General features: G+C 67.6%; 1 protein-coding gene. It reads right to left on the reverse strand.

The genetic code is table 11. The annotated features are described in order from the left end of the window. Nucleotides 1-332: 332 nt before the first annotated feature. Nucleotides 333-1,526, reverse strand: a complete 1,194-nt coding sequence (locus PROPJV5_RS12265) for an acyltransferase family protein (protein WP_338047477.1) — start codon at nt 1,524-1,526, stop codon at nt 333-335. Nucleotides 1,527-1,535 lie beyond the last annotated feature (9 nt).

The raw sequence follows: 1,535 nt of genomic DNA on the forward strand, positions 1-1,535 counted from the left end.
GATCATGATGAACGCATCCACACCAATCGGCGAACCAACCGTCCACGCATGATAAGCCAACACCTGCATCATGCACACCGCACGCAAACCCTGAATATCCCCACGGCGCGGCCTGCCGTCCGCCCCCGCGGCGCCTGCGGGCGTCCTCTCATCAGGCCCTGCGTCAGAGCTCATCGTCTGGTGCACCTACTCCACTGATCGATCGGCCAGGACGCGCCGGGCACGTGGCGGGGAGGACCTGCTAGTCGGTGTGTGCCCGGCTGGTAAGTCAATCTAGCGGACGTCATGGGTAGAACCCGCATTTGGGTGATTCCGCGCATGTGCGACCGGGGTCAGCGCAGGCCCAGTACCGTGTCGACTCGATCCGCCAGCTCGGGAGCCATGGCGCGCGAGTAGGCCCCGTTGATGTGGTTGTTGTCCATGTAGACGTAGACGTTGCCGATGATCGTGTAGCACTCGCCGTCGACGCAGTACAGATCGGTGGGGTCGATCTCGATGAAACCGGGGATGGCCGTGAACTCGGCCGCGGGATCGAGTTCGGCCAGGTACTGGTACTGATCGAACACGCAGCCGCCGGTAGCGGAGTCCACCGGACGTTCACTGGAGCACTCGTACAGATCGCTGGTCGACCGCGGGTTGTCGCGCACCCCGACGACGGTGATCCCCAGGCTCGTGAGCCATTCGATGGCGGCCTGCACACCGGGGCGCTGGATCTCGCCGGCCCAGTCCTGCATCGTCTGGGTGGACTGGAGCATGACGATGTCCGGCGGGTCCTCGGTGAGCAGGTCGAGCACGACCTCGTTGCGCTTGACGCAGTCGTCGCGGTAGGCGTCCCAGATCCCGAAGGCGCACGACCCGGTGAGGTACTCGGTGACCTGCCAGCCGTGGCGGTCCGCCAGCTCGGCGGCCACCGGGGTGATCGTCTGTTGGGCGTGCGAGTCCCCCACGATGACGACCCTGGGTGAATCCTCGTCCGCCCCGGGCAGGGCCGAGCAGTTGGTCTTGGTGCCGGCGAGGAGTTCCTCGTGCTCGGGCGGGCAGGGTTCGGGCAGGTCGGGCACCCAGCTCTCGTGGACGGCGAGCGGCCCGGGGATCGGCTCGTCGGAGTAGTCCACCGGGTCGGACGTGCCCAGCACGGTCGGGCCGGGGAAGCGGGGATCGCCCGGGGCCGCCGCGACGATGGCACGCTCATCGGCCCGGCGGGCATCGAGCACGGCCCGGGTCCCGTACAGCGGGGCAAGGCCGAGGGCCAGGCTGATCACGACGACGAGGGTCTTCTTCGCAACGATCCTGTCACCCTGCGGGTGCTCCTGAGCGGGCCGGTCGACGAAACGCCGCATGAGCCAGGCCAGGCCCAAGGAGAGCGCGATCGCGCCGAATGCCTCCGCCGTGCCGAGCTGCGCCCGGCCGAGGGCCGCCATCATCAGCACGAAGACGGGCCAGTGGATCAAGTACACGCTGTACGACATGTCACCCAACGCCACCAACGGACGCCACGACAACAACCGCTGAACCGAACCCCCCACCGGAGCCGC

It is taken from the genome of Propionibacterium ruminifibrarum (assembly GCF_900289195.1).
In the GTDB taxonomy this organism is placed as follows: domain Bacteria; phylum Actinomycetota; class Actinomycetes; order Propionibacteriales; family Propionibacteriaceae; genus Propionibacterium; species Propionibacterium ruminifibrarum.